The following is a 23,145-nucleotide window of genomic DNA, read 5'->3' on the forward strand; positions in this document are numbered from 1 at the left end:
TCCATACCGTGTCGGGCGCGGGGTGTCGACTCCTCGTCTCCGAGGCCGATCGTCCGTAGGTTGGACGCATGGCGCGAGACGAGCATCGGCCGGAGGAGCTCTACACCGGCCCCATCGATCTGCCCGGGATGCGTGAGTTGGCCGAGGCCGAGTCCGAGGTCGACCAGCCCGAGATCACGTACGACGAGCAGAGATACCCCGCACGACCTCGGCGGCTGCGGCCGCGCGACCAGCTGCGCCGTGGCGGGGTGCGTCGCAGGGCGACCGACCCGCGAACCGCGAACGGCACGAACCCGAGGTATGTCGACTGGTTGGTGAACCAGTCGATGCTGCACGACGCCGACGTGCTCGCGCGCGAAGTGTCAGGACAACCGGCGATGTGGCGCAATCCCTATGCCCGTCCGGATGCGCGGCGCGCGATCGCAGCGACCGACGTGTGGTTCACCGCCTACCCCATCTCTCTGATCACGCGACAGGGGCAGTCGTTCCTTTCGGCACTCGGCGACGAGGAGCTGTGGGCGACGTTCGAACGCATCGGCATCACCGCCGTGCACACCGGGCCGGTCAAACGCGCAGGGGGCATCGCCGGGTGGGTCGACACTCCCAGTGTCGACGGACACTTCGACCGCATCAGCACGCAGATCGACCCGACCTTCGGCACCGACGACGAGTTCCGGGCGCTGTGCGATGCCGCCGAGAGCCACGGTGGCAGCATCATCGACGACATCGTCCCCGGCCACACCGGTAAAGGCGCCGACTTCCGGCTCGCCGAGATGGGTTACAAGGACTATCCGGGGATCTACCACATGGTCGAGATCCAGCCGGAGGACTGGGGGCTGCTTCCAGATGTGCCGGGCGAGGTCGACAGCATCAACCTCGATCCCGAGACCGAGCACGAGCTCGCCGAGCGCGGTTACATCATCGGGGCGCTGCAGCGCGTGATCTTCTACACCCCCGGGGTGAAGGAGACGAACTGGAGCGCGACGACACCGGTCACCGGCCCCGACGGCGTCACCCGGCGCTGGGTGTACCTGCACTACTTCAAACAGGGTCAGCCCTCTATCAACTGGCTCGACCCCACCTTCGCCGGGATGCGACTGGTCATCGGGGATGCGCTGCACTCGCTGGGTGAGCTCGGCACGACGGCGTTGCGCCTGGACGCGAACGGTTTCCTCGGGGTGGAGAAGAGCGCGGAGGGCCTGCCCGCCTGGTCGGAGGGACATCCGCTCTCGCACGCCGCGAACCACATCATCGGCGGCATGGTGCGCAAGGTCGGCGGCTTCACGTTCCAGGAGTTGAACCTGACGATGGAGGACATCCGCGACACCGGCGCGGTGGGGGCGGACCTCTCGTACGACTTCGTCGGACGTCCGGGCTACCACCACGCGCTCGCGACCGGGCAGACCGAGTTCCTGCGCCTGGCCCTGACGACCTCCCTCGAGCTCGGGGTCGAACCGGTGCAACTCGTGCACGGCCTGCAGAACCACGACGAGCTCACCTATGAACTGGTGCACTGGGCGACGCGCCATGCCGACGACGCCTATCGGTTCCGTGGGGGCGAGATATCCGGCGCCGACCTCGCCGAACTGGTGCGCGCAGAGCTCACCGAAAGCCTGACCGGCACGGCCGACTACAACCGTGTGTTCACGCAGAACGGGATCGCGTGCACGACGACATCGCTCATCGCCGCGACCCGCGGTTTCGCGTCGCTCGACGACATCACCGCCGCCGATGTGCCCGGCATCCGCGACGCGCACCTGCTGCTGTGCGCCTACAACGCCTGGCAGCCGGGGGTGTTCGCCCTGTCGGGGTGGGATCTGACCGGCATGCTCACCGTCGCACCCGACGAGGTCGCCGACCTCGTCGCATCCGGAGACACCCGCTGGATCGAGCGGGGCGCGCACGATCTGCTCGATGTCGCGCCACAGGCGACGGGTTCGGCGGCCGGGATGCCGCGGGCGCGCGCCCTGTACGGTCCGCTGCCCGCGCAGCTCGACGCCCCTGACTCGTTCGCGTCACGCCTGTCCGGGGTGCTCGAGCTGCGCCGCCGGCACGGGATCGCCACGGCCACGCAGGTCGACATCCCGCAGGTCGCCCACGCCGGCATGCTGGTGCTCGTGCATCGCCTCGATGAGGGCGACCCCGACGTGCAGGCGCCGCTTCAGGTGACCGTGCTGAACTTCGCCGGCGAGGCTACGGAGGGAACGGTGCACTCCGAGCACCTCACACCGGGGTGCGAGGTGCGGGACGGCGCGACCGGGGAGACGGTCGGCCATGTCGACGACCTGCACAGCTTCTCGGTGTCGCTTGCGCCGTACGGCGCGATGTTTCTGCTGCTGGATCCTCCGGAGGCGCCCACCGATTGAGCGTTGCCGGCGGGCGCGAGACACTCAGGAAGCGTTGCGAAAGGTCAGCGCGGTGTCGATGCCGGCCAACGGGACGGCCAGCCAGTCAGGCCTGTTGCGGGCCTCGTAGATGGATTCGTAGACCGCCTTGTCCAGCACGAGTGCGCGGAGCAACGTGCCGTCGAGGTCGGCGGATCCGGCGGCGGTCGCGTACGCATCGATGAACGTCTCCTGGCATGCCGCCGCCCAGGCGGCACCGTCGGCGCCGCCGCCGACCGCGCCGGCGTAGTCGAAGGAGCGGAGCATTCCGGCGACGTCGCGCAGCGGGAGGTCTGGGAGCGCCCGCTCCGCCATGGGACGAAGCGGCTCCCCTTCGAAGTCGACCAGGCGCCAGCCACGGCCGGGCACGGCAAGCACCTGGCCGAGGTGCAGATCGCCGTGGATGCGCTGGAGCTGCGGCCACGGGTCATCGAGAGCGGCGCGGTAGACCGCATCGATCGCCTCGACACGATCTGCGACGGCGGGCACCTCGGATGCCGCGATCCGGAGACGGCGGCGCCACGCGGATCCGATCGCCGCAACCACCTCGGGGTCGGCATGGGTCGTGTCCAGGGTCACGCTGAGCGCGCCGTGCACCCCGGCGACGGCGATCGCGAGGTCGCGGGCCGACTCGGTGAAGTCTCGACCGTCGCGGGCCGCCTCCAGCGCGATGTCCCACCCGTCGCGCACGCCGGGAAGAAACTCCTGCACGAAACCGAGCGTGCCCTGCGCCGAACCGGACTCCCGCCCCACGTCCGGCCACGAGGCATCCTGACTGCCGAAGAATCGCGGGATGTAGGGCGAACCTGCGGCGCTCAGGGCGCGTTGCACGGTGACGTCCGGGTTCTCTCCGTGATGGAGGGTACGGAACAGCTTCAGGATGATCGTCGGCTCACCGCGCTCCTCGAACACGATCGAGGTGTTCGACTGCTCCCCCGTCAGCACGCGCGATCCGGTGACGCGATGTACATCCACCCCCATCTCCGCGAGGGATCCGACGGCGAAGTCGTGCTGGCGGGCGGCGTCGACGTAGGCGCGCCCCTCCCCGGAGTCGACCACGTCGGCGACATCGTCGGAGCCGGCCAGCACGAGGGGCACGTGATAGAGAGTCGGGAGCGTCCCGGCGTCGTCCATCACGAGGTAGCGCATGCTGTCTGCGGGCCCGGGTTGCGCGTCGAGGATCCGCAGACGCGGCTGGTGCCCCTTTCCGGCGTACCAGCGCTGAGTCGTCATCCAGCCCGCGAGCGCATCGATGAAGTCCACGCTCTACCGTGGCGCGGATCGCAGCCGTGACACAAGGGGTGGACGCGGGCGACCATCGCGTGCGACCCTGCGCCGCCTAGAGTGGAAGGATGAGCGAGCCGGCGGACACGGGCGAGGGCGTTGAGGTCGCGCCGCACCGATGGCGTGCGGTGGTCGCAGCCCTGGCGAATGAGACGGCGCGACGCGTCCATGCGGAACTGACCCTCGGCGTGCACAGCGCCACCCTGCAGACCCTGTCGCCGTCTCGGCGCCGGCAGATCACGAGGGTCTTGACGCAAGCCGGCCTGGTTCGGGAGCAGAACGGGCGTCTTGCGGCGGACAACGCGGTGTTCGCCGATCTCCTCGCCGCGGCACCCGCACCGCCCAAACCGACGGGTCTCGCGCGGTTCTTCGACGCCGGCGGGCGCATCGCGGTGTACCCCTCGAATCCGCAGGTGCGTGCCGAACTGCTCTCCTCGATCGCACGCTCGGTGTTGGACCCCGGCGAGGTCCTGTCCGAGCAGCAGTTCAACGCCCGGCTGAGCGGCCACGCCCACGACGTCGCGATCCTGCGCCGCCACCTCGTCGATCACGGCCTGATCGAACGCACCCCCTCCGGCACGGAGTACGCGTTGCCCGCATCCGAGGAGCGATAACCGCAGCGGGAGCTCAGACCAGGCGCTCGAAGACCAGCGTCGCCTGAATGCGGTCACCGCCACCGAAGCCCGTGCTGCCCGACGAGGCGGTACTGATCGTGTGGAGTCGATAGCCGAGCGCAGCCTGCCGATTGATGACGCCCTCGAGCTCGACGAGGTTGTTCGACCCGGAGCCGAAGAACTTCTCCTTCAAGACGACTTGCAGCACGACGTAGCTCATCCCGGTCGGTGCGGGACGGGGCTGGGCGCCCGCGACCGCATCCGCTTGCGCGCGGCTGATCATCCCGCCGATGCCGGGCTCCGCCGGCGGGGGCGGCTGGATGTCGTCGGTCCAGTTCTCGCCGTTCCACCATCGCTTCTGACCGGTGCCGTCGTCGTACCAGCCAGCCTGCGCGTTCGCCATGACTCCCCCGTCCGCCGGATCCCCCGATCCGACTCCTGCCCACGGTAGCGGGATCGCGGATATCACTTCCCCGGCGCTCGCGGGAGTGGGCGAGCTGCAGGCACCTGATGGGAATATCTGTTCGAGGGAGTTGTCCGGCATCCTGGTTTTCTTCGGGGTTATGTTCTACACTTGGAAGCGCAGGCCCGAGCCCCGAGGTGAAGATGACTTCGAAAGCGCACGACCCCGCTGACGCGGCGAAGACCGCTCGGTTCGTGCTGCGCGCCAGGGAGATCGCCGCAGTGAAGGCTCGGGTCCTCGCCGAGGAGACGGCTCTGCACGCGGAGGCCTACGCCTTCACCGTCGAACAGACAGAGCGTCTGCGCAATGCCTCGACGAGAGAACGGGAAATGCCGCTTCGCGCGATGGCGGCAGAGATCGGCGCGGCCACCCGGGAGAGCGATCGGGCGCTGCAGACACGGTTGTTCGAGGCCCACCGCGCCGTGACCCTCTTTCCCTCGACGTACGACGCACTCCGTGAAGGCCGGATCTCCCAGCGCCACCTGGCCGTCGTCGTCGAGAAGGGCGCGGGGCTCGAGGACCCGGAGGCCCGCTCCGCATACGAGAGCGACGTTCTCGCGTACGCCGAGACCACCACCGCGGCGCGCACTCGGACGTTCGCCGAGCAGGTCGCCGAGAAACACGACCCGAAGACGATCCAGGAGCGCCATGACACGGCGGCGCTCACGCGGAGAGTCTGGGTCGAAGACCTCCGCGACGGGATGGCGATGCTCGGGGCGATCGGACCGGTGACCGAGATCCACGGTATTCACGATCGACTGACCCGCCAGGCGCGCGCGATCAGAGATGCGGATCGCGCCGCTCGCCGCGCCGTCGACCCACCGGCGGAGGACCCCGTCACCGCCCGTTCCGCCCCGGGGGTGGCCACCGCCGACGCGGCCTCCAGCCCCGACGCGCAGGGCGGCCCCGACGCGCCCGCCAGCCTCCGTGGAGACGTCGGGGTCGACGAGCGCAGCATCGATCAGATCCGCACCGACGTACTGATGGACATGCTTCTCACCGCCGCGCCGACGATCGACCCCATCGGCGACACGGTCGAAGGCGGGTTGGGGGCGATCCGGGCGCACGTGCAGCTCACCGTCCCGGCGTCCACCCTCGCCGGCACGACCTCCGGCGGGGCGCAGCTCGACGGAGCGTGCGCTGTCGACCCGGAGACGGCGAAGGTGCTCGCCGGACACGCTCCCGGCTTCGACCGGGTGTTCCTCGACCCCATCACCGGGGCTGTTCTCAGCGTTGACCGCCGCCACATCACCTCAGCGCAGAAGCGCTACCTCCTCGCCCGCGACGTGCACTGCCGATTCCCCGGATGTCGGCGTCCCGCCCGGGAGTGCGATTGGGATCACCGCAAAGACCATGCCCACGGTGGCCGAACCGACATCGACAACGTCGGAGCCTTCTGCCGACGGCATCACACGTTGAAGCACGCGACACCGTGGACGGTCACACAACGACCGGGGGGCACCCTTCACTTCATCGCGCCCTCGGGGCTCCGCCACGTTGAGAAGCCTCCACCTCGAGTGATGTTCTCCCCCGACCCACCCGGCCCGACCCGCACGTCAGCACCACCCGCCGCGCCGCCGTTCTGATCCGATGCCGCCGCGTCGGCTGTCCACGACGGGTGCGGGAAACACCATCGAAACGCGATTGCCTCAAGCAATACACGATTGCCTCTTACTATCGATGCCGATGAACGCTTCACGCCTGCTGGTCCCCGACGCCGTTGTGACCATGAACGATTCCCTCGACGTCCTCACCGACACCGCCGTTTTCGTGACCGGCGACACGATCAGCGGCGTCGGCCCGGTCGCCGATCTGTCGGCGCAGCATCCCGATGCTGAACGGGTCGACCTCACCGACCGGGTCCTCATGCCCGGCCTGATCAATGCGCACCACCACTCCGGCATGCTGCGCGGCACCGCCGAACACCTGCCGGTGTGGGAGTGGCTGCGGCTGCACATCGACCCGATGCACCGCGTGTTGCGGCCCGACGAGGCCGAGGCGGCCGCGTGGCTCTGCTACGCGGAGGGTCTCCTGTCGGGCACGACGACAGTCGTCGATATGTGGCGGTACATGGACGGCGCCGCGCGCGCCGCCCAGGGGCTCGGCAACCGCGTCGTGACAGTGAACTACGTCGGCGAGCATCCGGACTTCGACTACTTCGACACCCTCGATGACAACGAGCGGATGCTGCGGGAGTGGGCCGGAGCCGCAGGCGGCCGCATCATGCCCTGGGTGGGCCTCGAGCACTGGTTCTACGCCGACGAAGCCGGGCAGAAGCGCGCGATCGACATGGCCCGCCACTTCGACACCGGGATCTACACCCACTGCAGCGAGTCCGAGATCGAACTCGCTGACTTCGACAGCCGGTATGGGATGCGCCCGATCTTCGCGCTCGACAAGCACGGCTTCTTCGACACGCCGCGCGCGATGCTGGCCCACGCGGTGTGGCTCGACCAGTCCGAGATCGACCTGATCGCCGAGCGCGGCGTCGGCGTCTCGCACAACCCCATCTCGAACATGAAACTCGCCAGCGGCATGGCACCGGTCGCCGAGATGCTCGCGGCAGGCGTGAACGTCGGGCTCGGAACCGACGGGGAGAAGGAGAACAACAACCTCGACATGTTCGAGGAGATGAAAGTCGCTTCGCTTCTCGGCAAGCTCCGGTCGATGGATGCCGCTGCCATGGACTCCTGGCAGGTGCTGCACATGGCCACCCGCGGCGGGGCCGCGGCCATCGGTCAGGGCGACCGGCTCGGTCGCATTGCTCCCGGATTCCAGGCCGACCTCGTCGCGGTGCGGACCGACACCCCGCGTATGACGCCGTTCCTCCCCGCCGGCGGTCACACCAACATCCACCACAACCTGGTGCACGCCGTCCGCGGGTCGGACGTGGACATGACGATGGTCGCCGGCGAAATCCTCGTGCGCGGCGGAAAGCTCGTCACCGCCGACGTCGACGAACTCATCGCGCGCGTGCGCACCCTCGTGCCGGGATTGTTCGAGCGCCGACAGCAGTGGCTCGACGCCCACGGCGACCCCGAGGGTCTGTTCCACTGACGTCGAGGGAATACCTGACGGCGGGTTATCGTCGTCCCTGACATGACCGAATCTGCGACGACGACCCCGAAGGCCCCCGACGCCGACGCCATCGACGAGAACCTCGGGGCGCGGTACGGGGATGCGGCTCCCGACACCCTCGAATCGGTCAACGACGTCATCGCTCTCCAGCTGCGACACCGCTCGGTGCGTCGCTTCACGCCCGAAGACGTCTCCGACGACGCGATCACCGCGATCATCGCGGCGGCGCAATCGGCATCGACGAGTTCGAACCTGCAGTCGTGGTCGGTGATCGAGATCCGCGACCCCGAGCGCAAGGCGGCAGCCGCCGAGCTCTCCGGGGACCAGGAGTTCATTCGCCGGGCTCCGGTGTTCCTCGTGTTCGTCGCCGACTGGGCACGCAACCGCCTCATCGCCGAGCAGCGCGACGCGGGCACGGCCGGCATCGACTACCTCGAGAGCACGCTGGTGTCGTTCGTGGATGCGGGCATCGCCGCGCAGAACGCCGCGATCGCGGCCGAGTCGCTCGGCCTGGGCATCACCTACGTCGGGTCGGTGCGGAACAATCCCCTCGCCCTCAGCGACCTCCTCGACCTGCCCGCCGGGGCGTTCCCGGTCGCGGGAATGGCCATCGGACACCCGGATCCCGACGACCGGGCGGGGATCAAGCCGCGCCTCCCCCAGGCGATCGTGCGGCATCGCGAGACGTACACCACCCCTTCCGACTCGGCGATCGACGCGTACGACGACGCCCTCTCGGCGTACTACGCCTCGCAGGGCACGGCGCGGGCGTGGACGCCGACCGTGCTGGCTCGCGTGCGAGACGAAGCGAGCCTGCGAGGTCGCCACGTGATGCGCGAGGCCCTGGAGCAGCGCGGCCTCCCCTCGAACTAGAGTCGCCACCCACGGCGGTCAGTGTTCTCCGCTCGACACCTCCGTGTCGAGCAGCGCGTCGAGCACGAGGTGCTGCGCGCGGAAGTCCGCGCGCAGCCGCGCCTTGGTCGCCTCGTCACACCAGGCGCCGTCGATACCGGCGAGCGAGATCTGCTTGGCGACCTCGGGGCCGAACCCCATGCCGATCAGGCCGTCGACGTACTCACGGCCGAGGTCGGTGCGGAAGAACACGGCGTCGTCGGTGGAGAAGCTCACCGGGACGCCCTCGCGGATGAGCGTGGCGATGCGATGATCCGGCGAAGGCGCCCACCCGGAGAGCACCTGGGTCGAGATCGGGGTGCACGCCACGTGGGTTCCGGATGCGACGAGGTACGCGAGCACGTCCGGGTCGTCGACCGCACGGTAGCCGTGGTCGATCCGGTCCACGCCGAGGTGGTCGAGCGCGACGCGCACCGAATCCGGCTCGGCCGGCATCGTCTCGGCGACATGCGCGGTGCGCTTCAGCCCGTGCTCTGCGGCGAGTCGGTAGGCGTCGACCCACAGGGCCGGGTCCTCCCCGCCGTCGGCGGTGAGGTGGTCTTGACCGATGCCGACGACCTCCGCGCGCGGGTGACGGATCATCTCGCGCACCATCTCGACGGCGGCCTCGGGCGACAGCGACCGGTTGATCGCGTTGACGATGCGGAACCCGACGCCGAACTCGTCTTCAGCCCGGCGGAGACCCGCGATGATGCCGTCCATGAAGTCGGGATAGGACAGGTAGGCGCTCGAGTTCTGAGAGTTGACGTAGTACTCGCGATAGCGGAGGTTGCCGGCACGCACCGCATCCTTCACCCCCTCGTATGCGACCTCGGCGAAGTCGTCTTGCGTCCGAAGCACGTCATTGGCCGTGACGAACAACGCCAAGAAGTCCTGCAGATTGTCGGAGTCGATGAGCGCGTCGATGTCACGGGACGGCAACGCGACGTCGTTGCGGTCGGCGAAGGCGAGCAGCATGTCGGGGCGCATCATCGCGATGAGATGGCAATGCAGTTCCGCCTTCGGCAGCAGGCGCAGATAGTCGGGGTACGAGATCACGGGGGTCCTCTGGTTCGGGATGTGGGATCAGGTCTACCCGCGACATGTGTCCGGGGTGTTGCGGCATAGGCTGACGGGATGGCTGCCGGCGCGACGATCCACACCTTCACCGTGACGCTCGCCGATGTCGACCGCGGAGTTTACGACGATCTCTCCCTCCGCGTGGCGCGGCATCCGTCCGAGACCGACGTCTACATGCTCACCCGGGTGCTCGCCTACGGGTTGGAGTTCGCCGAGGGCATCGCGTTCACCGAGGGCATCTCGGCCGGCGATGAGCCGGCGATCGTCATCCGCGATGCGACCGGCTCGCTGACGGGATGGATCGAAGTGGGCGCGCCGGATGCCGCGCGGCTGCACGAGGGCAGCATGAAAGCCGGCCACGTCGCCGTATACACCCACCGGGATCCCGCCAAGCTCGTCGCGAGTTGGCAGGGAAAGCGCATCCACCGCGGAGCCGAGATCCTGGTGCACAGCTTCGACCGCGGGTTCCTCGAAGCGGCATCCGCTCAGATCGAACGCCGCACGACGATGAGCCTGTCGGTGACAGAGCGACACGTCTATCTCGAGCTCAACGGACAGACGTTCTCGTCCGACATCCACTCGATCGCGGCGGCCTGATCGGAGCCCCTCGCGCACGCCCACCGTCCGCGCGTCGGGCGCGCGGGGGACGAGTCGGCGAAACACACGCGAAACGTGATAGCTACAAGCAATCAATGATTGCTGTATAGCATCATGGACATCCCCCGCCCCCGACGTGAGGTGTCCGCATGACTCCCCCCTCCGCACCGACGCTCCGCGACGGTGTCGCACGCTTCCTCGCCGACGATCCCGGCCGCCTGCTGATCGGGGGATCGTGGCAGGCCGCGGCATCCGGCGAGACCTTCGACACGTTCGACCCGGCCACCGGCCAGGCACTCGCATCCGTCGCCCGCGGTGATGCCGCCGACGTCGCACAGGCGGTCGCCGCCGCACGCGAAGCCCTGCACCGCCCCGACTGGCGCGGGATGAGCCCCGCCGACCGCGGCGCCCTCCTGTGGCGCATCGCCGACCTCATGCAGGAACACCTCGACGACCTCGCCGAGCTGGAAACCCTCGACCAGGGCAAGAACCTGCGAACCTCGCGCTTCGGCGAGGTGCCCGCCGCGATCAACCAGTTCCGCTACTACGCCGGGTGGCCCACCAAGATCTTCGGGCAGACCATCCCCACCTCGATCTCGCGCACCCCCGTGGGCAAAGAGCTCTTCGCCTACACGCGACGCGAACCGGTCGGCGTGGTCGCGGCGATCGTGCCGTGGAACTCACCGCTCATCATGACCGCGATGAAGCTCGCCCCGGCCCTGGCCGCCGGCTGCACCATCGTGCTCAAGCCCGCCGAGAACACCCCGCTCACCGCGGCGTTCCTCGGTCGGCTCCTCCAGCGCGCCGGGGTTCCCGACGGTGTCGTCAACATCATCAGCGGGTACGGCGCCGAAGCGGGACAGGCCCTGGTGGAACATCCGGATGTCGCCAAGGTCGCCTTCACCGGCTCGACCGCCGTCGGCAAACGTCTCGTGCAGACCGCATCCACCGACCTCACCCGCCTCACCCTCGAGCTCGGCGGGAAATCGCCCTCGCTCATCCTCCCCGACGCCGACATCGACGCCGCCATCGAGGGCGTCTCCCGCGGTATCTTCGACAACGGTGGGCAGGTGTGCGTCGCCAGCGCCCGCGTGTACGCCCACCGCGACGTCTACGACCGCGTCGTCGAGGGGATGGCCGCCACCGGCGAGAAGCTCCGCCTCGGCCACGGCCTCGACCCGAACGCCGACCTCGGCCCGCTCGTGAGCACCCCGCAGGCAGAACGGGTCGCGTCCCTCGTCGACGCGGGTGCCGCGGACGGCGCCCGCGTGGTCACCGGTGGCACCCGCGAGGGCACCTTCTACACCCCGACCGTGCTCACCGACGTGCGCGCCGACATGCCGCTCATGCGCGAAGAGATCTTCGGCCCCGTCGCCGTCGTCACCCCGTTCGACGAGATCGACGAGGTCGTCGCCTGGGCCAACGACTCCCGCTACGGCCTCGCCGCGAGCGTATGGACCGAGGGTCTCAGCAACGGCCACCGCATCGCCGCACAGCTCGAGGCCGGCACCGTGTGGGTCAACTGCCATTCCTTCCTCGGACCCGAGCTGCCCAAGGGCGGCCACAAGGAGTCCGGATGGGGTACCGAGAACGGCCCGCAGGGGCTCGAGAACTACCTGGAGACCAAGACCGTGGCGATGGTGATCTGACGATGAGTGAAACGAAGAAGCCGATCCTGCTGGGCGCGTTCGAGATGATGAACCCCAGCAACGGGATGCCCACCTGGACCGACCCGCGCGGCCGCGGTGACGACTGGGACCGACTCGACTACTGGGTGGACCTGGCCGCCATGCTCGATGAGGCGGGATTCGACTTCCTGTTCTTCGCCGACACGTACGGCTACGCCACCCTCGAGGGGCGGATGCCGCACGAGGTCGCCGCCCACGGCATCCAGTTCCCGGCCCTGGACCCCATGCTCGCCATCCCCGCGCTGGCGCGGGCGACCGAGAACATCGGGTTCGTGGTCACTTCGCCGACCACGGTCGAAATGCCCTACGCGACGGCGCGACGCTTCGCGACGCTCGACCGGTTCACCGGCGGGCGCATCGGCTGGAACATCGTCACCGGCAGTTCGCAGGCCACCACCGATGACCTGTTCGGCGTGACGCGGAAGCTCACCCACGACCAGCGCTACGACGCCGCCGATGACTTCCTCGACACGTGCCTGCGGTTCTGGGAGCACAGCTGGGACGACGATGCGGAACTCCGCGACCGGGCACGGGGACTGTACGCCGACCCCGACAAGCTCCACCGCGTCGAGGTCGACGGCGAGTACCAGCGCGCACACGGCGTGTTCGCCGTGCCTCCGACCCCGCAGCGCACGCCGGTGCTGTTCCAGGCCGGCACCAGCGACCGCGGGCGCGCGTACGCGGCCCGAAACGCCGAGGCCGTGTTCATCCAGGGCCAGTCGATCGCCTCGGCTGCGGCGCACGTCGCCGACATCCGCGCGAAAGCCGAGACCCACGGGCGCGACGGCGCAGAGGTCAAGGTCGTCAGCGGCATGACCGTCACCGTCGCCCCGACCACCGAACAGGCCAAGGCGCTACGGGCCGAGTACGAGGCGCTCCTCGGCCTCGACGACGCCGCCGTCATGTTCGCCGGCATCACCGGCATCGACCTGACCGGGGTCGACCCCGACACCCGGCTTGTCGACCTGCGCACCGACTACGGGCAGACCCTGGTCGACCGCTACGCGAAGAACGACCCGGATGTGCGGGTGCGGGGCGTGCTGGATCAGTTCCGCACGAAGGCGATCCGCGGCTTCCAGATCACCGGCGACCCGGTGGAGGTCGCCGACGAGATCGAAGCCATCATCGACGGATCCGGCATCGACGGCCTCATGCTCGAACCCACCTTCGGCGGCCCCGACTCCTACCGGGCGTTCATCGATCTGGTCCTGCCCATCCTCGTCGAGCGCGGCCGCGCCAGTGCCCCCGCCGACACGCTGCGCGAACGTTTCAGCGGCAGCCCCCGGCTCTCACCCTCGCACCGCGCGCACCGCCTGACCGCGACCACCGCCTCCGTCCCCGCATAACCCCGTCCCCGTACACCCCCGACCCCACACGACCCCTGCTCCGCAGTCCGGAACTGCGGGTTCCTCCCTCCAGTCGGCCGCAGCAGCCGACTGCGGAGCAGGCACCATCCACCCGATCCGCACAGTGCGGACAAGAGAAGAGACCGAATGAAAGCCGAAGCCGTCGAGGCGGTGATCCGGGGCCTCAAGCGCGCCGGCGTCAGCGTCGCCACCTACCTTCCCGACTCGCTGCTGAAAGAGCTGTACCCGGCTCTGGACGCCGACGCCGACATCCGCACCATCCCCGTCACCAACGAGGGCGAAGGTGCCGCGATCGCCGGCGGCGTGTTCCTGTCCGGCAAGCGCGCCGTGCTGGTCATGGAGAACTCCGGTCTGCGTGCCGCGACCGAGCACCTGGCCCGCCTGGGACTGGGCGCCGGCATCCCGGTCGTCATGATCATGAGCTACCGCGGCGAACTCGGGGAGAACAACTGGTGGGCGATCCCCCACGGGATCACCATGGAACCGTTGCTGCAGACCCTGCGCACCCCTTACACGATCGTGCGCGAGGTCGATGAGATCGAGCAGGCGGTGGTCAACGCGTACGAGCACGCCTACGCCTCGTACCACCACGCCGCCGTCGTGCTCGGAGGAGGTCTGGTCCGATGAGCTACTCCCGTTTCGAAGCCATGAAGCTGCTCGGCGCCCGTCTGGAGAACGAGCTGGTCATCCTCTCGCTCGGCGGCGCCGTCGACGAGTGGTACAACGCCGCACCCCACATGCGTGAGGCGAGCCTGTTCCAGCAGCAGCTCGGATGCGTCTCCGGTGAGGCCTTCGGGCTCGCGGTGGGACTCCCCCACCGCCAGATCGTGTCGCTCGACACCGACGGTGGACTGCTGTTCAACCTCGGCATCCTCGCAACCCTCGGCAACGAGCAGCCGAAGAACCTGTTCATCGTCGTGTGGGACAACGAGCAGTACCAGTCGATCGGCGGGCCCCGCACCCACACCAACGGCGGACGCGTCGACCTCGCCGCGATCGCCCGCGGTGCCGGGGTCGAGAAGGCCTTCACCGCACACACGCTCGAGGAGTTCGACGAGCACTGCGCCGCGGGCCTGGCCGCCGACGAGCCCTACATCGTCGTCGCGAAGACCGACGGCATCCTCGAACCCGGTATCAAGCGCAAGCACTCCGACGGGCGCGAGGACAAGTACATCTTCGTCCGCCACGTCGAAGAGACCGAAGGCATCACGATCATGGGCCCGAGCGAGCACAACTGATGCCGTTCGTCACCACGCCCGCCGCCTCCTACGACCACCTGGTCGTGGGAGGCGGCGCGGCAGGATGCGTGCTCGCGGCCCGCCTGTCGGAGGATCCGGATGCGACGGTGTTGCTCGTGGAGTCGGGTCCCTCACACAGCGGGGTGCGCGAGATCCTCGAGGCCGCACACTGGGACGCCATGATCGGCGGACCCTACGACCACGGCTACGCCTCCGCCCCCACCGAGCACGTGCTCGGCCGCGCGATCGCCATGCCGCGGGGCCGCGTGCTGGGCGGTTCGTCCTCGACCAACGCGATGCTCTGGTACCGCGGCGCCCGCGCCGACTACGACGCCTGGGCCGCATCCGGCGCCACCGGTTGGGGGTACGACGACCTCCTCCCCTTCTTCCGCCGGTCCGAGACCCGCCCCGGCGGCGACCCGGCGTACCGCGGCCTGGATGGGCCGGTCCGCGTCGGCCCGCTCACGCGGGTCCACCCGATCGCGCACGCCCTGATCGATGCCGCCGGCGAGCGCGGCATCCCCGTGATCGACGACGCCAACGCGGCGTCCAACGAGGGCGCCGTCTACGCCGACTACAACGCGATCGAAGGCGCCGACGGATCCTTCGAACGCTGGAGCACCGCGCGTGCCTACCTCGAGCCCGCCCTCGCCCGGCCGAACCTGCACGTGTTGGTGGACAGCCCGGTGCACGACGTCGTGCTCGAGGGCACCACCGCCACCGGCATCCGTCACGAGGTCGACAACGCACTCGTCACCACCCGCGCCTCCCGCGTCATCCTTTCCGCGGGCGCACTCGACACCCCGCGCCTCCTGCAGCGCTCGGGCATCGGCGACCCGGCCCGCCTGCGCGAGGCCGGCATCCATCCCCGCCACGACCTGCCCGGCGTCGGCGAGAACTTCCAGGACCACCCTCTGATCCTCGGGGTGAACTTCCGCGCCCGGCACGACCTCGGCGCCGTGCTCGGCAACGGCGGCGGCGCGATGGTCAACTGGCGCAGCTCCCACGCCGAGACCGGCCCCGACCTGCACACCGTCATCGCCCACGGATCCCGCGGCGACGACACCCTGCACGACCGCTACGACCTCACCGGGAACCGCGTCTTTGCCCTCGTGCCCGGCCTGTACGGGTCACGCAGCGTCGGATGGGTACGCTCGCGCTCGGCAGACCCAAAGGTGCCCGCCGAGTTCCAACCGAACTACCTCGCCGACCCGACCGACCTGGCCGCGATGGTCGAAGCGTTGGATGCGGTTCAAGACCTCGTCGCCACCTCGGCCTATGCCGACCTCGCCGAAGGCCCGATCACCCCGCCGGTGTCGATGACCTCCCGGGAGGACCGGGTGCGGTTCGTGCGTGAGAACATCGGTTCGTTCTTCCACTGCGCCGGCACCGCCCGCATCGGCACCGACGAGATGGCCGTCGTCGACCCGTCGCTCGCGGTTCGCGGCTTGTCCGGACTGTGGGTGGCGGACGCCTCCGTCATGCCGGTCATCCCCACCGCGAACACCCAGGCACCGACGGTGGCGATCGCCGAACGCGCCGCCGACCTGTTGCGCACCGCCTGATACCCACCCGACTCCGCGACCCGACTCGAGAGAAGGACCGATGCTCTCCACCACCGACTACCTGCGTCTGCTGCCCAAGGCCGAACTGCACTGCCACTTCGTCTCGGTCATGCGGGTTCCGACCCTCATCGAACTCGCCGCGAAGCACGACGTGGCGCTCAAGACCGACGACCTCGACGCGCTGCTCGAGTACGAGGGCCTGCCGGACTTCCTCGATGTCTTCAACGCCGCGCATCTGGCCCTCACGACCGGCGATGAGATCGCCCGTGTCGCCTACGAGGGTGTGGAGGATGCGGTGCGCGACGGCAACCTGCGCTACCGCGAGTACTTCATCAACCCCGACAACTTCGCCCCGCGCGGCATCGACTATCCGAGCCTCATCGACGCGATCACCGACGGCCTCACACAGGCCGAGCGCGACTTCGGCGTCGGGTTCCGCCTGGTCGCGGCGATCAACCGGTCGCTTCCGGCCGCCGCGGCGACGGCGATGGTCGAGACCGTGCTCGCCCATCCGCGCGACGCGGTCGTCGGCATCGGGCAGGACGACCTCACCCCCGAACTCACCGAGGACCCGCTGCGGTTCCGTGAGGCGTACGAGCTCGCCGGCCGCCACGGCCTCAAGCGCACCGCGCACGCCGGCGAGACCATGAACGCCTCCCCGTGGAACGTCATCGACGCGATCGAGACGCTCGGCGTCGACCGGGTCGATCACGGCTACCGCGTCGTCGACGACCCGGCAGCCCTCGCGAAGGCGCAGGCATCCGGCATCCCGTTCACCTGCACCCCGCACTCCACGCACATGCTCTCGCACTGGGAGTTCACCCCCGAGCACCGCATCGCGCAGATGGTCGCCGCGGGCCTGCCGGTCACGTTGGCCACCGACGATGCGGTGTTCTTCAAGACCGACATCGGACGCGAGTACACCCACGCGTTGCCGGCGATGGGATTGGGCGATGCGGATGCCGCCCGTATCGCCCGCGCCGGGTTCGAAGCCGCCTGGTGCAACGAGGATCAAAAGGCCCGGCTACTCGCCGAAGTCGACGCACAGATCCTCGCGTTGTCCGCCCTCCGCTGAGCCCGGCCCCTCCGTCGGCGCCCGGTTCGACGCGGGGGGCGTCACGGCAAGGCGTCGACCATGTCGGAGGCCAGCTTGTCCAGGAACGCCGCATGGTCGAGTCCCGGTGTGACCGACACGCCGGGCGGGAGCACCGTCATGACATCCAGGTGCCCGACCCCCGGGTAGGTGCGCAGGTTCACCGGTCTCGGCGACCGGCGTGCGATCTGGGCGGTCTCGGGCGGGGTCACGCCATCGGCCGCTCCGCTGAGGATCTCGATCTCCGCGTGCACGGTCGCCCACGCGTCGGGGGCCGCGAACCAGCCCATCGGCGGGGCGAGCGCGATCGCTTTGCGGACACGGCGCACGACCGGCACGTCGAGCAGGCCACCCTCGCGTCCGCGGGGTCGCGCGCCCGCGAGACACAGCGCCGCCCATCCGCCGGCCGAATGGCCGATGGCGACCACCGGGAGTTCGGGGCGGTCGATACCCTCGAGCGCGTCGGCGAGCCCCACCGCACGCTCACACATCTGCTCCGCCGTCGCGTGCCGTGCATCGAACCTCTCGTGCGTCGCCGCCGACACGATGTACCCGGCCGCGACGATCCGGTCGATCGTGTCCGCGTATCGCGCGGGGTCGCCACCGGCGCCCGGGGCGAACAGGACGATGCCTCGCGCGGCGCGCTCGGGATGCGTTCTCATACCGACGACGTTAGCCGTCGGGACCGCCGGCGCCGGTCGGTCACCAGCTGTCGACGGTGGCGTGGAGCGCGCGCAGGTGGGCGTGGATCTCAGCCGAGGGGGCGCCCGACCTCATGATCACGTTCATCCCCAGCAGGTAGGTCGTCAGAAGGTCGGTGCGTGTCCGCACCAGGTCGTCGCGTTCGTCCGGGTCGAGTGGCGGATCCTGGTGTGCCCGTGCGACCAGGACCGACAGGCGCTCGCGCATCTGCGCGCGGTAGTCACTCGAGAAGTCGTGGTCGTGGAGGGCACCGCGGAGCTCGTTCGAGGCCATGACCATAAGGCAGCCGTCGCGTCCGCGAGCCGACACGGCATCCGCCTCGAAGAGGTCGAGGAAGCGGTGCACGCCCGCGATTCCAGGGCCGGACGCCTCGATCATGGCGGCGAACATGTCCATGCGTTCGCGGAGGTAGCGTTCCAGCACGCGCACGAACAGGGCGTCTTTCGATCCGAACGCGCGGTAGAGGCTGGGCTTGTGCATCCCGCTCGCCTCGACGATCTGTGCCATCGATGTCTGCGCATACCCCTGCCGCCAGAACAGGTCGGTCAACACGCCGAGCACCTCTTCCTCGTCGAAGAGGCGCGGACGACCGATCGTCGTCGTCTCGCTCTGCGTCGTCATCCGCACATCCTAGGAATCTCAAGGCGACGCGTCCATGTCGCCCCTACGGAGGTATGTTACCGTTCGGTACACAACCGTGCGCGCGTTCGCCTGAACGACGCGTCCGCCGATCGAAGGAGAGAGCATTGGTCGAGTTCACCCGACACGATGAGACCACCGCCCCAGAGGCCTCGAAGCCCCTCCTCGAGTCCTCCCGGAAGAAGAACGGCCGCATCCCGGGTCTGCACGCGACGATGGCCGAAGCGCCGGGGCTGCTCGAGGGCTACCAGACCCTCCACCGGCTCTTCATGGACTCGAGCTTCGACAAGGACGAGCTCACCGTCGTGTGGCAGACGATCAACGTCGAACACGAGTGCCACTATTGCGTGCCCGCGCACACCGGGATGGCTCAGCGGATGGGCGTCGACGACGCCATCACGCAAGCCCTCCGCGACGGCACCCCCTTGCCCACCGCACACCTCGAGGCACTGCGCACATTCGTCCTCGCGATGGTGCGCGAGCGAGGCGACGTGAGCGAGGAGACCGTGCAGACCTTTCTCGACGCCGGATACACGCAGCGGCAGGTGCTCGAAGTCGTGCTCGGCATCGCTCAGAAGGTGATGTCGAACTACACCAACCATCTGGCGAACACCCCGATCGACGCCGTCAACCAGAAGCACATCTGGCAGGGCGTCCGCTCGGCGGTCTGACCCGGCCCGACCCCCTCGCGGCGACCACCGCGGCTACGGGACGATCGGAAGCCCGGTGGCGTCCGCGGCCTCGTCGACACCCCCGGCATCGATGACGTCGAGCCCTTCGGCCTCCATCAGCGACGCGGCCTGCGCGGAGCGGTTGCCGGAACGGCAGTAGACGACGTACTCCCCGTCATCGTCGAGCGCCGTGATCGCCTCCTCGAAACCCGCGTCCTGCAGGTCGATGTTCACGGCACCCTCGAGGTGACCCTCGGCATACTCCGCCGGCGTGCGGACGTCGACCACGACGGTCTCGTCGGTGACGACGATGGAAGCGGGGCCTCCTCCCGCACATCCGGCCACCGTCGTCGTCAGCGCGATGGCCGCCGCGAGCGCGACCACCGCGCGCAGATCACGCCGCCGCATCGTCGTGCCCCGCGCATCGCCGGTCGACCGGGACGCCGGCCAGCGCCTCGTCGATGTGCTGACCGCATCCGGCCCAGGTCGTCCTGCCGCATCGGTCGCATCTCACAGGAGCGCACATGGTCGCCACCCTTCCTTCGTCTGTCGCGTTTCAGCCCCACTATACCCCCGGGGGTATAGTGGGGCCATGGACACCGCGCTCCCACAGGCCGAGAAACCCACGATCGGCGAGTGGGTCGAGGGCATCGACCGACCGGTGGTCAACGAGCGGGCGGTCCGCGCGTCGGCGGGAATCCTGTTCCTGGCGGGCTTCGCCGCGTGGATGTGGGGCGTCGCCACGGGTGATCTGGACCCGATGCGCCTGTTCGGCATCGTCTTCGCGGTCGAGATGATGACACGGCTCTTCCTCGGCACGAGATACACCCCGACGCTCGTGATCGGCACCCTCATCACCCGGGCGCAACGTCCCGAGTGGGTCGACGCCCGCCCGAAGGTCCTGGCGTGGGGGCTCGGCTTCGGGATGGCGATGCTGGGATGCCTCAGCCTCGGCTGGCTCGGCCTACCCGCCGTCATCGCCCAAGCGGTCTGCGGGATGTGTCTCGCGCTCCTGTTCCTCGAAGCGGCCTTCGGCATCTGCGTCGGCTGCGCGCTTGCTCGACGGTTCTCCCGCCGGAAGCCGGAACGGTGTGCCGGCGAGACTTGCACGTACGTGCCGCCGGCCCGCGGCGAACAGCACTCCGTCGTGCGCGACTGATCGCACCCGCGACGATGTCCGCCCGCCGACGTAGGGTCGGGGGGTGCAAGGAGCATCGACGCCGTGACCGGTCCCGACGAACGCCTCCGCCGACGACGCGCCGACGTCGCGCGACGCCTCGCGCACATCACCGACGAGATCGACGAGCTACGGGGCGACCGCGGCGCCGAGTCGGCCGACGACGAACACGACCCCGAAGGGGTGACGCTGTCCGCCGAGTGGTCGCGGCTGGAAGGGCTGCGGGCGGCCGCATCGACCGAGTTGGACGACATCGACGCGGCGCTCGGGCGCCGCGCATCCGGCACCTACGGCATGTGCCTCACCTGCGAACGCGCCATCCCCGTCGCGCGACTCCGGGTACGCCCGGATGCGACGCGGTGCGTCGACTGCGCCACCGCATCCGACCGCTGACGGCACCTCGGCCGCTCCGATAGAATCGGCGCAACGATCACACCAGTGGGCAATCGATGTTCTCCGGGCCGGGGGAGACATCAGAAAGCGACCCACCATGTCTGCAGACACCTCTGCGCGATCCGCGCTCGCGGCCTACCGCGCCCTCCCCGCCCGCGCCGGGTGGGGCTATCTCGTCGCGACCTCTCTCGGGCGACTCCCGCTGTCGATGATGCCGCTGGCGATCCTCACCCTCGCCACGGCATCCACCGGATCCATCGCGCTCGCCGGCGTCGCCGCCGCCGCGGCCGCGCTCGGCGAAGCGGTCGGCGCCCCCGCGAGCGGGGCGCTCACCGACCGATTCGGCCAGCGCCCGGTGCTGTTGACCGGCGTCGTACTCAACGTCGTGTTCGCCGTGACCTTCGTCGCGACGATCGCCGAGGCGCCCGACGCCCTCATCATCGCGCTCGCGGGCGCGACCGGCCTCTCCCTGCCCCAGGTCGGTCCGCTCTCACGCGTGCGGTGGATGGCCATGCGCCACGACGACCTCTCGGCCGCGTTCGCCTTCGAAGGCGTCACCGACGAGGTCGTGTACATCTTCGGCCCTGCCCTGGTCGGGATCCTCGCCGTCACGATCTCTCCCGAAGTGGCATTGTTGGCAGCGGCCGGACTCATCGCCGTCTTCGTCACGCAGTTCGCCCTGCACCCCTCCGCCCGCCTCACCGCACCCCGGGGAACAGCCTCGGAGCAGGATGCGCCCGCTGAAGCCCCGGTGCCCCTGTCGGTCGCGGCCCGCCGGGTCATCGGCGCGCTCGTTTTGGGCGGGATGCTCGCCATGGGCACCTTCTTCGGCGCGAGCCAGGCCGGGTTGACCTCGTTCGCGTTGGCGAACGGCCTCGGAGACTCGGGCAGCCTCCTGTACGCCGTCATGGCAATCGGGTCGGCGGCAGCCACGGTCGCGATGGTGGCCGTACCCGACCGCATCGGTTTCGCCACCCGCTGGGTCCTCGCGGGGATCGGGATGGCGCTCGGCGCGGTGGGGTTGATGCTCGCCCCGAACGTCGGGGTGCTATTGGTATGGGCGGTGCTGGCCGGAGCATTCCAGGGACCGGCTCTGCTGACGATCTACAGCGTGGCGGGATCGATCGCGCAGCCGGGCCGCGCCGGCATCCTCATGACCCTCACCGGGAGCGGCGTGGTCCTGGGCGTCGCCGTCGGCACCTCCCTCGGCGGTGCGCTCGCGGCGAATGGCGGGTCAACGGCCGCCTTCAGTCTGGTCGTCACCGCCGCGGCCGTGCTCGCGACCCTCGGTGTCGGCGTCGGAGTGCTCACGCACCCCCGCACAACGCGCGCCTGAGCCGGCGTCGGCGCACGTCTGCGACGCGATACGCGGCGGAAACACGCACACCGATGGAGCGAAATCTGGGCGGGTTAGCGTCGAGGTGTCCCCGCACGAAGGAAGATCCCCATGCCCGAGCTCGCCACCACCTACACGATGACCCTGCCCGAGTGGCTCATGTCGGATCTCGAGGCGCTCCCGCGGACGCTCACGACCGACGCGGAGCGGATGGCGCTGGTCAACGACCTCGCCGACCGCAACTGGCGAGCCGGCAACGGGGGACCCTTCGCGGCGATCGTCGTCGACGAGTCCACCGGTGAACTGGTCTCCGCCGGCGTGAACGTGGTGCTCAGCACCGGCGTCACCTCCGGCCACGCCGAGGTGATGGCCCTCGCACTCGCACAGCGCGCCCTGGGACGGTGGAACCTCGGCGAGGACGGCGCGCGACTGGCGCTGATCGTCAACTGGCGACCCTGCGTGCAGTGCTACGGCGCGACGATGTGGAGTGGGGTGCGCTCCCTCGTCGTCGCCGGCGAGGGCCCGGAGCTCGAAGAGCTCACCGGCTTCGATGAGGGCCCGGTCGTCGCCGACTGGGCCGACCAGTTCCGCGCCCGCGGGATCGACGTGACGATCGGCGTCGCCCGAGACGAGGCCCTCGAGGTCTACCGCGCCTACGGCGCCAGCGAGAGCCTCGTCTACAACGCCCGCGGCGACTCCTGAGCACGGTCCCGGTCGCGCCGGAGACCGGGACGCCGGCGGCCGAGTTGCCGCCGGCTCGAGTCGCCCTCGTGCCCTCACTCAGGCTGGCAGCGCGCCGCCGGGCCCACAACCGGCCAAACCGGCGACAGCACTCGCGGCCAGCCTGAGTTATGGCACGGCACTTGCCGGAGACCCTCCGGCGGT

General features: G+C 69.5%; 23 protein-coding genes. 17 read left to right on the forward strand and 6 right to left on the reverse strand.

Translation table 11 applies throughout. The features are described 5' to 3' along the window. The first annotated feature begins 68 nt into the window (after positions 1-68). Positions 69-2,366, forward strand: a complete 2,298-nt coding sequence (gene treS, locus ABD204_RS03375; RefSeq protein ID WP_194423273.1) for a maltose alpha-D-glucosyltransferase — start codon at positions 69-71, stop codon at positions 2,364-2,366. A gap of 24 nt (positions 2,367-2,390) precedes the next feature. On the opposite strand, the gene ABD204_RS03380 is transcribed toward treS, so the two are convergent. Continuing rightward, entirely contained in the window at positions 2,391-3,647 is a 1,257-nt protein-coding gene (locus ABD204_RS03380; RefSeq protein WP_322597497.1) for a maltokinase N-terminal cap-like domain-containing protein, read from the reverse strand. Between the two features lie 89 nt (positions 3,648-3,736). Between ABD204_RS03380 and ABD204_RS03385 the strand changes: the two genes are divergently transcribed. Continuing rightward, positions 3,737-4,282 (forward strand): DUF2087 domain-containing protein, encoded by a 546-nt coding sequence (locus tag ABD204_RS03385; protein ID WP_194423274.1) that lies wholly within the window; start codon positions 3,737-3,739, stop codon positions 4,280-4,282. Positions 4,283-4,295: 13 nt separating this feature from the next. On the opposite strand, the gene ABD204_RS03390 is transcribed toward ABD204_RS03385, so the two are convergent. Beyond that, complete coding sequence (locus tag ABD204_RS03390) at positions 4,296-4,685, reverse strand: DUF2510 domain-containing protein (RefSeq protein WP_194423275.1); 390 nt, start codon at positions 4,683-4,685, stop codon at positions 4,296-4,298. 203 nt (positions 4,686-4,888) lie between these two features. On the opposite strand from ABD204_RS03390, the gene ABD204_RS03395 reads away from it, so the two are divergent. The 3 genes from ABD204_RS03395 (at position 4,889) to ABD204_RS03405 (ending at position 8,696) form a co-directional block, all read left to right on the forward strand. Further along, positions 4,889-6,331, forward strand: coding sequence for an HNH endonuclease signature motif containing protein (locus ABD204_RS03395; RefSeq protein WP_194423276.1), 1,443 nt, complete (start codon positions 4,889-4,891; stop codon positions 6,329-6,331). 100 nt (positions 6,332-6,431) lie between these two features. After that, positions 6,432-7,802, forward strand: a complete 1,371-nt coding sequence (locus ABD204_RS03400) for an amidohydrolase family protein (RefSeq protein WP_194423277.1) — start codon at positions 6,432-6,434, stop codon at positions 7,800-7,802. Between the two features lie 42 nt (positions 7,803-7,844). Further along, positions 7,845-8,696, forward strand: coding sequence for a nitroreductase family protein (locus ABD204_RS03405; protein ID WP_194423278.1), 852 nt, complete (start codon positions 7,845-7,847; stop codon positions 8,694-8,696). An 18-nt stretch (positions 8,697-8,714) separates the two neighbouring features. Here the strand turns inward: ABD204_RS03405 and ABD204_RS03410 are convergent, their stop codons facing one another. Further along, the gene (locus ABD204_RS03410; protein ID WP_194423279.1) at positions 8,715-9,773 is read right to left on the reverse strand and encodes an adenosine deaminase family protein; all 1,059 of its coding nucleotides are present in this window, start codon (positions 9,771-9,773) and stop codon (positions 8,715-8,717) included. Positions 9,774-9,851: 78 nt separating this feature from the next. Here ABD204_RS03410 and ABD204_RS03415 point away from each other — a divergent pair, with 78 nt between their 5' ends. The 7 genes from ABD204_RS03415 to add all read left to right on the forward strand — a co-directional run bounded on the left by ABD204_RS03415 (position 9,852) and on the right by add (position 17,324). Next, positions 9,852-10,391: a YaeQ family protein gene (locus ABD204_RS03415; protein ID WP_194423280.1), complete on the forward strand. Its 540-nt coding sequence runs from the start codon at positions 9,852-9,854 to the stop codon at positions 10,389-10,391. A gap of 149 nt (positions 10,392-10,540) precedes the next feature. Further along, complete coding sequence (locus ABD204_RS03420; RefSeq protein WP_194423281.1) at positions 10,541-12,040, forward strand: aldehyde dehydrogenase family protein; 1,500 nt, start codon at positions 10,541-10,543, stop codon at positions 12,038-12,040. A gap of 2 nt (positions 12,041-12,042) precedes the next feature. Beyond that, the gene (locus ABD204_RS03425; protein WP_194423282.1) at positions 12,043-13,425 is read left to right on the forward strand and encodes an NtaA/DmoA family FMN-dependent monooxygenase; all 1,383 of its coding nucleotides are present in this window, start codon (positions 12,043-12,045) and stop codon (positions 13,423-13,425) included. 147 nt (positions 13,426-13,572) lie between these two features. Continuing rightward, the gene (locus tag ABD204_RS03430) at positions 13,573-14,073 is read left to right on the forward strand and encodes a thiamine pyrophosphate-binding protein (protein WP_194423283.1); all 501 of its coding nucleotides are present in this window, start codon (positions 13,573-13,575) and stop codon (positions 14,071-14,073) included. Beyond that, positions 14,070-14,684 (forward strand): thiamine pyrophosphate-dependent enzyme, encoded by a 615-nt coding sequence (locus ABD204_RS03435; protein WP_194423284.1) that lies wholly within the window; start codon positions 14,070-14,072, stop codon positions 14,682-14,684. The genes ABD204_RS03430 and ABD204_RS03435 overlap by 4 nt, the downstream gene beginning before the upstream one ends. Beyond that, entirely contained in the window at positions 14,684-16,249 is a 1,566-nt protein-coding gene (locus ABD204_RS03440) for a GMC family oxidoreductase (RefSeq protein ID WP_194423285.1), read from the forward strand. The genes ABD204_RS03435 and ABD204_RS03440 overlap by 1 nt, the downstream gene beginning before the upstream one ends. 40 nt (positions 16,250-16,289) lie before the next feature. Continuing rightward, positions 16,290-17,324: an adenosine deaminase gene (gene add, locus ABD204_RS03445; RefSeq protein ID WP_194423286.1), complete on the forward strand. Its 1,035-nt coding sequence runs from the start codon at positions 16,290-16,292 to the stop codon at positions 17,322-17,324. Between the two features lie 41 nt (positions 17,325-17,365). Here the strand turns inward: add and ABD204_RS03450 are convergent, their stop codons facing one another. Together ABD204_RS03450 and ABD204_RS03455 are read right to left on the reverse strand one after the other, a co-directional pair. Next, complete coding sequence (locus ABD204_RS03450) at positions 17,366-18,004, reverse strand: alpha/beta hydrolase (protein ID WP_194423287.1); 639 nt, start codon at positions 18,002-18,004, stop codon at positions 17,366-17,368. Between the two features lie 40 nt (positions 18,005-18,044). After that, positions 18,045-18,665: a TetR/AcrR family transcriptional regulator gene (locus tag ABD204_RS03455; RefSeq protein WP_194423288.1), complete on the reverse strand. Its 621-nt coding sequence runs from the start codon at positions 18,663-18,665 to the stop codon at positions 18,045-18,047. Between the two features lie 125 nt (positions 18,666-18,790). On the opposite strand from ABD204_RS03455, the gene ABD204_RS03460 reads away from it, so the two are divergent. After that, positions 18,791-19,354: a carboxymuconolactone decarboxylase family protein gene (locus ABD204_RS03460; protein WP_194423289.1), complete on the forward strand. Its 564-nt coding sequence runs from the start codon at positions 18,791-18,793 to the stop codon at positions 19,352-19,354. A gap of 33 nt (positions 19,355-19,387) precedes the next feature. Here ABD204_RS03460 and ABD204_RS03465 read toward each other — a convergent pair whose 3' ends face one another. Then, positions 19,388-19,762, reverse strand: a complete 375-nt coding sequence (locus ABD204_RS03465) for a rhodanese-like domain-containing protein (RefSeq protein ID WP_194423290.1) — start codon at positions 19,760-19,762, stop codon at positions 19,388-19,390. A gap of 184 nt (positions 19,763-19,946) precedes the next feature. Between ABD204_RS03465 and ABD204_RS03470 the strand changes: the two genes are divergently transcribed. The 4 genes from ABD204_RS03470 to ABD204_RS03485 all read left to right on the forward strand — a co-directional run bounded on the left by ABD204_RS03470 (position 19,947) and on the right by ABD204_RS03485 (position 22,962). Then, positions 19,947-20,513 (forward strand): DUF4395 domain-containing protein, encoded by a 567-nt coding sequence (locus tag ABD204_RS03470; protein ID WP_194423291.1) that lies wholly within the window; start codon positions 19,947-19,949, stop codon positions 20,511-20,513. Between the two features lie 63 nt (positions 20,514-20,576). Beyond that, positions 20,577-20,924, forward strand: a complete 348-nt coding sequence (locus tag ABD204_RS03475; protein WP_194423292.1) for a TraR/DksA family transcriptional regulator — start codon at positions 20,577-20,579, stop codon at positions 20,922-20,924. 97 nt (positions 20,925-21,021) lie between these two features. Beyond that, complete coding sequence (locus ABD204_RS03480; RefSeq protein WP_194423293.1) at positions 21,022-22,260, forward strand: MFS transporter; 1,239 nt, start codon at positions 21,022-21,024, stop codon at positions 22,258-22,260. 111 nt (positions 22,261-22,371) lie between these two features. Continuing rightward, the gene (locus ABD204_RS03485) at positions 22,372-22,962 is read left to right on the forward strand and encodes a nucleoside deaminase (RefSeq protein WP_194423294.1); all 591 of its coding nucleotides are present in this window, start codon (positions 22,372-22,374) and stop codon (positions 22,960-22,962) included. Positions 22,963-23,145 lie beyond the last annotated feature (183 nt).

The sequence above is a fragment of the Microbacterium aquimaris genome, from assembly GCF_039531285.1.
GTDB classification, from domain to species: Bacteria; Actinomycetota; Actinomycetes; order Actinomycetales; family Microbacteriaceae; genus Microbacterium; species Microbacterium aquimaris.

Coding starts and splice junctions, on each gene's coding strand:
- ABD204_RS03435 (WP_194423284.1), top strand. CDS start 14,070: ATGAGCTACTCCCGTTTCGAAGCCATGAAGCTGCTCGGCGCCCGTCTG.
- ABD204_RS03430 (WP_194423283.1), top strand. CDS start 13,573: ATGAAAGCCGAAGCCGTCGAGGCGGTGATCCGGGGCCTCAAGCGCGCC.
- ABD204_RS03415 (WP_194423280.1), top strand. CDS start 9,852: ATGGCTGCCGGCGCGACGATCCACACCTTCACCGTGACGCTCGCCGAT.
- ABD204_RS03455 (WP_194423288.1), bottom strand. CDS start 18,665: ATGACGACGCAGAGCGAGACGACGACGATCGGTCGTCCGCGCCTCTTC.
- ABD204_RS03440 (WP_194423285.1), top strand. CDS start 14,684: ATGCCGTTCGTCACCACGCCCGCCGCCTCCTACGACCACCTGGTCGTG.
- ABD204_RS03400 (WP_194423277.1), top strand. CDS start 6,432: ATGAACGCTTCACGCCTGCTGGTCCCCGACGCCGTTGTGACCATGAAC.
- treS (WP_194423273.1), top strand. CDS start 69: ATGGCGCGAGACGAGCATCGGCCGGAGGAGCTCTACACCGGCCCCATC.
- ABD204_RS03425 (WP_194423282.1), top strand. CDS start 12,043: ATGAGTGAAACGAAGAAGCCGATCCTGCTGGGCGCGTTCGAGATGATG.
- ABD204_RS03395 (WP_194423276.1), top strand. CDS start 4,889: ATGACTTCGAAAGCGCACGACCCCGCTGACGCGGCGAAGACCGCTCGG.
- ABD204_RS03465 (WP_194423290.1), bottom strand. CDS start 19,762: ATGCGGCGGCGTGATCTGCGCGCGGTGGTCGCGCTCGCGGCGGCCATC.
- ABD204_RS03450 (WP_194423287.1), bottom strand. CDS start 18,004: ATGAGAACGCATCCCGAGCGCGCCGCGCGAGGCATCGTCCTGTTCGCC.
- ABD204_RS03385 (WP_194423274.1), top strand. CDS start 3,737: ATGAGCGAGCCGGCGGACACGGGCGAGGGCGTTGAGGTCGCGCCGCAC.
- ABD204_RS03420 (WP_194423281.1), top strand. CDS start 10,541: ATGACTCCCCCCTCCGCACCGACGCTCCGCGACGGTGTCGCACGCTTC.
- ABD204_RS03480 (WP_194423293.1), top strand. CDS start 21,022: ATGTCTGCAGACACCTCTGCGCGATCCGCGCTCGCGGCCTACCGCGCC.
- ABD204_RS03485 (WP_194423294.1), top strand. CDS start 22,372: ATGCCCGAGCTCGCCACCACCTACACGATGACCCTGCCCGAGTGGCTC.
- add (WP_194423286.1), top strand. CDS start 16,290: ATGCTCTCCACCACCGACTACCTGCGTCTGCTGCCCAAGGCCGAACTG.
- ABD204_RS03405 (WP_194423278.1), top strand. CDS start 7,845: ATGACCGAATCTGCGACGACGACCCCGAAGGCCCCCGACGCCGACGCC.
- ABD204_RS03470 (WP_194423291.1), top strand. CDS start 19,947: ATGGACACCGCGCTCCCACAGGCCGAGAAACCCACGATCGGCGAGTGG.
- ABD204_RS03390 (WP_194423275.1), bottom strand. CDS start 4,685: ATGGCGAACGCGCAGGCTGGCTGGTACGACGACGGCACCGGTCAGAAG.